We start from the raw sequence: 9,060 nt of genomic DNA, 5'->3' as shown, positions 1-9,060 counted from the left end.
CACCAGCGGGCTTCATGCATCCGGATTCGCGCTACTTCGCCCGCAGTACGAATCTCTGGTTCGAGGAATCTGGTTGCTGTACGCGGCATCCGAGAATCGGGTGGCAAGACTCAGTGTCCCCCTGACTGAAGAGAATGCACGGAGAGCGAACGATGGGCGGATGCTGGCCGACATGCTAAAGGAACTGGACACCAGCGATGCACCGACATCCCTGCTTGAACAAGTGAAGAATTATCGTGATGTTGCTTGGAAAGCCCTGAACAGCTACACACATGGCGGGCTTCATCCTCTCGCAAGGACTGTCAGCGGCTATCCGCCACAACTGACAATCGATGTCCTGAAAAACTCCAACGGGCTTACTTGCATCGCCGCTCAGTTAGCGTCCGTGCTTTCCGGCGACCCGGAGAACATGCAGCCCGTCCGACAGTTGCATATCGACTTTGCAGACTGCATTCCAATCGTCTGATGGGCCTTGATGGAGTTCATGACGCCGCCAGAGCGAAATCTCGTCATCGAACGATGGAACAGGCCATTCCTTCATCGCAGTCACCCTGCAAGCGGCGCGACAAGAATACCGAAAATTTCTCTTTCATCTCCCACGTCGGGTTGCTAACCTGCCTCCCGCTGAAAAATACTAGGGACATGGGATGGAGCGCGAACTGTTTCAACGTTTCTCGAATGATCTGATGCGTCTTGGTGCGGACGGGGTAACCGCACCACAATTCAGTCTCGGAAAATCAGGCGTCTACGAGCTTCGGTACACACCCTTCGAGTACGTCAACCGGGAAGCAAAGTTGGTGATCGTCGGAATTACTCCCGGCAATACGCAGCTTGAACTGTCGTATGGCAAGGCGCAGGAACTGCTTCGACACAGGCACCCGACGGACATGATTCTCCGTGAAATCAAGAAGGTCGGAGCCTTCGGCGGTCCATCGATGCGACCGAACCTGTTGAAAATGCTGCGGCACTTCGAGTTCGAACGACTACTTGGAATCGAGGATGTTGAATCGCTTTGGAGTTCGCACGCCGACCTCCTGCAATCGACATCGGTAGTGCCGCACGCTGCCTTCAAGGCCGGAAAAATGTTCGCGGGGAGCTTCGATGAAGTCATGGCATCACCTCTTCTCAGCGAATGCTTCCGTGACTGCTTCGTCCCATCAGTGCGGGAAATGGCATCGGACACACTGTTTGTCGGCCTTGGCCCTTGCCCTGAGGCCGCATTGGACTGGTGCGTCCATCACGGCGCACTCCAACGCAAGCAGGTCTTGGGGGCGTTCTGCCATCCGTCCGGTGCGGGCGGCAGCACAACGCGCTACTACCTTCGAGAAGTCACCAAGGGAGAACTTGACGCCAAGAATCCGGTCTTGCGTCGGACTGACTGGCTTGACCGCGCCTATAAGCAGATGCATGTCGCTACGGCTTCGCTGCTTGGTCGAACTGCGCCGAAGCCATCAGCACGGCGCGATCAAGAGACAGCAATGCCGACGCCCAACGTGCCGTCGTCTGCACAGTTGAAACCGGCAACGACCAAGGTCCATGACATCGCGACGTGCGGCACGGCGAACGACGAAGTCGCCGCCATCCTTGCTGAAGTCCAGAAGGCGGGATACAGGCTGACGAACCAGACATCGAAAGTGGCCGAATTCGCGGCCCCTAACGGTCAGATCATCTACTTGGTCAAAACCACATCAAGGATGAATCGCGTCAAGCTGGTGGTGCATCCCGGCCTGATGCCTGACGAGGTGATGGCATTGCCGGGAGTTGCATCGGTCGGCCACGAACATCGTTTCCATTCGAACATGTCGCGGTTTCCGAAGCGGCTGAACCGTGGGGCGACCGAAACCGCGTATGGCTGGCAAGTGAGCCTCGACACATTCGATGACCTTCCGCGCTTCCTTGCTGCATTCGCTGATTGGGCTACGCCGGTCGGTGGCCCGGCCTGAAGCAACTGATTTGGCCCGCAACGCAGCGATTAGCCGCTGCGTTGCCTTATATCGCCGTCCAGCGAGTCCGGAACCCCAAAGCAGGGGCGCACCGAGACATCATCACGCGTCAACCGACATGACCTGCTGAGACGGGATGAGCTTCGGCGGCGGGACACACTTGCAGATACAAAGGTCATCACTCAGTGCCACACGCCGACCGTCTGGTCCTGTCATCGGCAACCGTGGGCCGTCGCACTGAATCTTGCCAATCGTTTTACACACCGGGCAAAACACATCGTCCTCTTCATGTGCGATGTGCTTGCCATCAAGTTCAAACGGCGTTGCCCTTGCCCGGACCGTTCCGGCCACGGTCGTGTGATCGCCGTCGAGGATCATATATCGGGTCATTTGTCGTTGCCCAAGTCACATCCCGAAACGAACGAGTACAAAGGCGTGATCTTTGCCAAGCAATCATCCATGCGGGGCCAAGCCTCCGATTAAATAAGCGAGTCGCGCCATTCCAACGCCCACACACCAGCCCACCAGAAGAGGACCGATTTCTCCCGTGTACTCACTGTCGTATTTCCAAGCGGCAACAAATAGCAACGGCACTGGCACGGCGATCATTCCCGCCATCTTGGGCCAGTCGGCATACGGTGCGAATACCTGAAGCGCACTGCTCGCAAGTGCCCAGCAAGGCAGTCCAAGGACGAACAACAACCAACCAAACCCTATCAACGTCACCGGGTGCGCACGCCTCTTCGCTTCATTAGGTTGGTTCACGTAGAGCGATCTTCCTGTCGGTTACAAAAGGGGCCATCCGCCTGTAGTCTTTCCGGCGTGGAATCAGATCAAGCCTGATCAAGGTATGCGACAAGTTCCCATGCAACGGGTGCCATGTGCTGCCGCGTACCCATCATGCTGTCGAGAACCGCAAGCCGTCGTGGTTCATGCACGACGACGGACGGCAACGAGTCGCCCTTTAGAAACCTGCGTTTCGCATCGCCGACCTGACCGGCATCCAATTTCGCGCACCATACCCCATCTTCCGGGCACTGCTGGCCGGTGTGCGCGACTGTCCCCAACGGAAGGCGCGCTGAAATGTTCGCAGGCTGGTCCTCTTGAGAAGTCTTCTCTGCTGGATTTGCCAAGGGCAACCCCGTTGCTGGGTCGAGGTGCTTCGCCTTCGCCATCTGATCGACAACTTCGTTCGTTGGCTTCTGCGGCGGAACAGCAGCGTCCTGTTCCTTCTGCCACTGGAATGTTCCATCCCACGGCGGAAGTTTTGCGGGCGGAAGCGGCACGATCTTGTCGATGTCCGGAACCTTGGGATTCCGCCCATCATTGGCACGCAGAAACTTGCCGACAAGCGCATATCGGCGACTGCGTTCAGCGTCTGCATGGACCCCGAGATTGGTTAGCGGGTCTTTTCCGCCACTTACATCAAACGCTTCCTCAAGCAATAGAGCCGACTGACTACTTCCTGCCGTGACACTTGTCTGAAATGCTTTCGCAGCCGCAACTAACTTTTTATCGGTTTGGAAGCTGACTCCGAGATAGTTTGCGGCCTCTGCGTGCCCCTGATCGGCTGCACACTGAAACATTTTGAGGGCAATGTCTGGCGCGGCATCAGCAGGGTCAAGCAAGTTGCCAACGTAATACTGTGCATCCGCATTACCCAAGTCCGCAGCTTTCCGTATGTATCTCTGGGCCGCGTCGTCGTCTTTTTGAACGCCGTACCCATTCAAAAGATAGTGGCCGATATCGTAGTAGCCGCCTGGCACACCGGCTTTGATAAGCTGCTCGGCAAGATCAACGCTTTCTTTCTCTGGATCGGGAGAAGACGCCATTCCCGACGAGATCAAAATTTGCAGATTATGATTGGCCTTATAGTGACCGAATGCGGCCGCGATACGGTAGTACCGAGCGACATCGTTGAAGTCCTTGGCCCCTTCTTTCTTCTCAAGGAACCGGGCGTACTGGAACAACTTATCTGCTTCGGGATCAAGCGGCGGTAGATGATCGGCTTCATGCACACAAGTGAAGGCGAGATTCAGGCGCACTGCGCTAACGTCGGGCAACGGATTCATAGCACTTTCGTTCTTCGAACATGCGGTCAACAGGCACAAAATGAACAGGGCGATAGGAACTCTACGCATGATTAGTCGAGCCCGCTTCGTGTGGTCGTGGCAGTCTTGAAGTTGACGATTGAAGCAGTTGGTGATTGTTTCTTCGAATTTTGAAGCTTCTGGTTGCTCGTAAGAATCATTTTCCAAGTGTCGTATGCAACACCCATGTCATCGCCTATCGCACGCGCTCTATTGGTATCGCCGCTCCCGCCCTGAGAGTTTGCGGACTCAAGCCTCGTATGAATTGCCCACAGTCGCTTCCGAAGTGCCTTGGTCACATCGCCGTGTTCGTGACAGATATTCAACTCGCTATCGACCTCCATACTTCGCGTATTGATGTTTGCCGAACCATGCGTCAAGAACACATCGTCGATGACCATGATCTTGCTGTGTACATAAGTGTCCATCCATTTTCCCGCCGGGGAATCCGGTGCAACCAGAGTACAGATCAGTGTCTTCAGCCCCGGAATGTCGCCCGGTATGATTTGACCCTTGTTATTATCAGCAATCTTGGCATTAACGTCATTGAGTTGCTTCTGCAAATCCTTCTTGTGCGCCTCGTTCTTGTCCAAGGCTTTTGCGATGTCAGCCGTCGAACCTGTTCCATAAGTCTGGATCAACTGCGCGTTGCTGTCAGTACCGTCAATGCTGGCTACAAGATTACGTCGCTGCTGCTGATACACATCGTTTCGCTCTAACCTTGTCACGTTCGGCATCGTGTCTGCGTGCCCCAGCGACTCCATCATCCGGTACGTCGATACCTGCCCGTGATCCAATGCATCATCGCTGGAATTCGTCACCACGAACAGATACAGCGGCCCATGCTTACCAATATCGCGCCCACCAGATGTCTGGCGGTTGATCGCCGTCTTGATGTGATCCACCAGCGGCGGCCAGCGGAAATACTGATTCTCGATGTAGATGTAGCGGCACGCATTGTCCGTTGCCTGCTTGTACATCGCACGGATGTCACGGCGCCCTTCCTGCGATTGCGTGCGCAGGATTTGCGCCATGACCGGCGTACCCTTGTCCTTTCGCAACGGAAGTCGTGATGCGAGTGCTCGTCGAGCCGGCAACAAATCGACATTCGTGCTGCGCTTCCATGCATTGCAGAAGTTGACATTCAGATGTTCGAGGATCGACCCGGTGACGAGCGCCGACATATCCTGTCGCGGTGTCGCACCGTTGCGCCCGAAGCGAGGATGCATCCGGGCAAACGAATGCTTATCATCGTCCCAGTATGCATCCAGCGTGTTATGCCCCATGACGAAACCGACGGCATGTTCGGGTGCTTCGTAGTCTACGAGCACCATCTTCTGATGGTGCGAAGGTTCGGTGCCGAAACCAAACGTGACGGCTTCCTCGTTCAGGTTCTTGTCTTCGCGAAACCGCGATTCACGGTAGATGATTTCCGCGCGATCCCCCAACGAAAAATCTCGCGTTGCTACTTCGATACACGGCAGCCCCTGCAAGGCTACGGTCTTCTTGGACGGCTCAGGGGGCGGCAGGCCGACAGCATGCTTCGCGCGTAGATCGGCTGCTTGCTTGTTCGCCTGTTCTTCCCGGAACGGGGACGGCGGCACTGCTCGCGCGGTCAAATACCAAGCACGGTCATATTCCCGCTCCGCATCATTCTCATTCTGCAAGACGCGGTTTCGAAGCCAGTTGAATCCCGGAGTCGAATTCTCCGTGACCTGAGCAACATTCAGAGAGTCCGCCCAACACAAAAGCCTGACCCGAACGCCTTCCAATCCCTTCTTGAGTAGCAGGTCTCCGATATTGAGCGACGCTCCGCCATCCCCACGCTTGAAATACATCGACGGCTGGAAGCCCCAGCAGATAATATCAACGCTGTACCGTGCCGCCATGATGGCATCGTAGACAGCACCAAACGCCTCCTGACCGTTTACGAGAGGTTGGTAGGAACACGTGACCGGATGAAATTCGACGGGCTTCCCCTCATCCGTCGTGTCCACAAACCACGGTGAACACACCGATGCACTTGAAGTGCGATTGAGTGCCATCGGCGTCGTGATCGTCTTGGCAGTCATGCTTCGTCTCCGGTTGCCGGGTTCAGTAGCTCGCTGTAGCGTGTCCGGTGCAACGCCCGGTCGCCGGGCGGAGTGATGTCCGGCGCACTGCTACTTTCGTGAAATTGGAAGCCCTGATTCGCGAGGGCACCGTTAGCGGCATCGCGATAGTCGCCGGGCACTGGGATCTCATGCTTAACGCCGTTCGCCAGTTCGAGTGTGTACTTCTGTGTCGCCACATGATGATCGATAGGCAACTGGCCGGTCTCGTCGAATACTCCCTGCTTGACCAGCGCGCCGTCCGCATAGAGTTTATATGGCATGCCAACCGGGGCAGCATTCTTCGCCGAAGGCGACGCGAACATGTTCAGCGACAGCTTCTGGACCGGCGAATCCTTGAACGCCGGATTCGTGATATCAACCCGTGCGGGACCAGCAAACGAATAGCTCGCCGCCTTGAAGTCGATCTTGCCTGGTGAGTGGATATTGATGCTGCCGTCCTGACTGATCTGGATGATTGCCCCGCCGCAAAGAATGCGGATTTCTTTGCCGGACGCAACCTCGATAACGTCTGTCACGGACCGAATGTGCAACGCCAACTGAGCCGCCAGATCGATCACGCCGGCATGCGCCTGAATATCGATGTCACCCTTGCCAGCGATGGCCTTCATACCACCGTTCTGCGCAAAGATACTGATCAGGTTTAGGGCCGCGACGATCAGCGACTGTCCCGACGCAACAGTAGTGGTCTGGCCGCTAACGAGATTGATGAGTTGGTCTGCCGCAAGATGCACCGATTGCTGCGTTGACGCCGCAATTCCTGCTGGGCTATCCAGCAGCATCACCGGTTCCTTGAAAGCGTTCGCGGTGCCCGTGCCGCCGCCCGCCGTGCGACCACCCTTGGCCTCGGGTGTCTGCGGCAATTCCAAAACGTCCGCGAAGTGCTTCAACGCGTCGTGACCTGACTTGAGGTCCGCTGCCTGATGCCCCTTGCTGGCTTCCGATAACGAATCGACCAAATTCCCCGCACGCGACAATTGCTGGCTTGCCTCTCGCACGTCCAATTGTTCGGCGTCCGGCGACTTGTGCTGCGTGCTGATCGCCATCCCCTGATTCGCTCGCATCGCACCGAACGCATCAGTATGGAGTTTGTAACCAATCCCGCGATAACCACCACGCGTATTGCCCGTCTGGTCAATCAGGTATCCCTGATGGAATAGGTGATAGGTGCCCCCGGTATAGCTCGTCAGCCGCTGGCCACCTTGATGCGTGGAATCGTCGTGGATCAGGGCGTTGTATGCACCGGTATTGCCGAAACCGCGCGACTGCTGGCCCGACTTCAGTACATCCGAATGCCACGGCTGCTGAGTGGTCCCACCGGGCAACCGGCCCATCACGAAGGGACGATCACAGTCCCCCTGCCAGTACCCGACTGCCACCCATTCACCTTTGCGGGGAACGTGGACCGCACCGTAGCCGTCACCGGTGTCGCCCTGCATGACGCGCATCCACGGCGACGTGTTGTACTCGTCCGGCTTACTCTGCCGGTCCCATGCGAACCGGCCACGAATCTCGTTGTTCTTGTTCGTCCACGCTTCCTCATCATTTGGTGCGCCGACAAGTAGGTGTTCAAGCTGCATCACCGGCTTCTTGTGTTCAAGCGGGCTACGGTACACGACATCCGCGCGCTGGGCTTCCAGCTTCATCAAGAAGAGACCTACCGAACCGTCATCGGCATGAGGACGAGACACGGACGCCTGCTCGTATTCCGCCTGAACACGGTCGAACTCCGATTGCAGGCTGAACGGAAATGCTTCCGACTGACGCGCGAACGGTACATTGTTTAGGATGAACCAGTGCATCTCGACCGCCAGAAACTCCCGGTCCTTCGGATCACGGTCATCGTGGCGCGGATGATCGTTCAGCACGAACCTCGACCCGGCATCAAGCCAACGCACTCCGCCAACGCCGATAAAGCGACGGGCCATCGCGTCCCATGCCTGCGTCCGAATCCGCGCACGGTGGCCGCCGCTGTCGGAGTCCGGGTAACCCAAGGTCGTCGGTTCATACACCGTCGCAGGTACACCCGGAACGCTGAGGGTTTCCTTGTCCCGGTAATGCTGGACCGTGTATGTCGTCGCCTCCATCAGACTACTCGCCGCGAAGCTGGTACCCGGTCGATCCTGATCGAACGAGGTGGACTTGAACTCCATTGGCTGTGCAGTCTGCTGCATCACCCACTGCGTCAAGCCATCGATTTCATCGCCCGTATTGCTTCGGGAATACGTGACATCGTGCGCTTCCGGCAACGCCGAAATGCTGTCCACGATCACCAGTGTGGTCTTGGGTGGTTCGTTATCCTTGACTGGGGCATGCTCCCAATAAAAGTACCATCCTTCGTCTTCCAGCAGACGTTGAACGAAATTCAAATCCGATTCGCTCTGTCGCGTGTATGTGCGCGTACTTGGCTGGCTGCTGAGATTGAATCGGTAGTGCCCGCGCAACTGAGGGTATTTGTCGAAGACAGTGCTGATGCTCTGGACAGCGTTCGAATCCAGCCAGTAATGATCGTCACGACCTTCGCCCAAGAAGAACAGGGCGGACGCGAACTCGATCTGGCAAAGCGAAAGTGCACCATCGGCCCCCAATCGCCTGATCTGATGCACGAAGCCGTGAATCGGACGATACTCCGCGTCGGCATAGCGTGTTGTCGATTGCTGAATCAACAACGACACCTGCTGATGCATCAGCGCGAGCAATTCGATGTCGTCGCGCATGGATACTGCATCAACAGTCCAACGATAATCACGGCCGATCTTCGACCAGCCGTTCGCGCGAACGGGCGTGAGCACGTTCTCGCCCAGCGGGGTGCGCAGCGTCAGCAAACGGCCATGCTGCATGAGGCCACGGTTAATCGCGTCGAAGATGTCGCTGTATCTCAAACTTCCCGAATCTGTCGGTCCGAATGCCATCTGT

General features: G+C 56.7%; 6 protein-coding genes. 2 read left to right on the top strand and 4 right to left on the bottom strand.

Annotated features, from left to right (window positions below; all coding sequences use genetic code 11):
* Both J7024_RS17885 and J7024_RS17880 read left to right on the top strand, forming a co-directional pair.
* A partial coding sequence (locus J7024_RS17885; protein ID WP_234745332.1) for a DUF6988 family protein occupies nt 1-466 on the top strand: 466 nt, incomplete at its 5' end.
* A gap of 181 nt (nt 467-647) precedes the next feature.
* Nucleotides 648-1,943, top strand: coding sequence for a hypothetical protein (locus J7024_RS17880; RefSeq protein WP_175762544.1), 1,296 nt, complete (start codon nt 648-650; stop codon nt 1,941-1,943).
* Nucleotides 1,944-2,045: 102 nt separating this feature from the next.
* On the opposite strand, the gene J7024_RS17875 is transcribed toward J7024_RS17880, so the two are convergent.
* The 4 genes from J7024_RS17875 to J7024_RS17860 all read right to left on the bottom strand — a co-directional run bounded on the left by J7024_RS17875 (nt 2,046) and on the right by J7024_RS17860 (nt 9,056).
* On the bottom strand, nt 2,046-2,333 hold the full coding sequence (locus tag J7024_RS17875) for a PAAR domain-containing protein (protein WP_124828858.1): 288 nt from the start codon (nt 2,331-2,333) through the stop codon (nt 2,046-2,048).
* A gap of 443 nt (nt 2,334-2,776) precedes the next feature.
* A complete protein-coding gene (locus tag J7024_RS17870) occupies nt 2,777-4,084 on the bottom strand; it encodes an SEL1-like repeat protein (protein WP_221622215.1) in 1,308 nt (435 codons plus the stop codon).
* Nucleotides 4,085-4,086: 2 nt separating this feature from the next.
* Entirely contained in the window at nt 4,087-6,105 is a 2,019-nt protein-coding gene (locus tag J7024_RS17865) for a phospholipase D-like domain-containing protein (protein ID WP_124828861.1), read from the bottom strand.
* Nucleotides 6,102-9,056 (bottom strand): type VI secretion system Vgr family protein, encoded by a 2,955-nt coding sequence (locus J7024_RS17860; protein ID WP_234745331.1) that lies wholly within the window; start codon nt 9,054-9,056, stop codon nt 6,102-6,104. The genes J7024_RS17865 and J7024_RS17860 overlap by 4 nt, the downstream gene beginning before the upstream one ends.
* Nucleotides 9,057-9,060 lie beyond the last annotated feature (4 nt).

This window comes from Burkholderia sp. WTPI3 (assembly GCF_021483755.1).
Lineage (GTDB): Bacteria > Pseudomonadota > Gammaproteobacteria > Burkholderiales > Burkholderiaceae > Burkholderia.
This window is presented reverse-complemented; position numbering and strand designations above follow the sequence as displayed.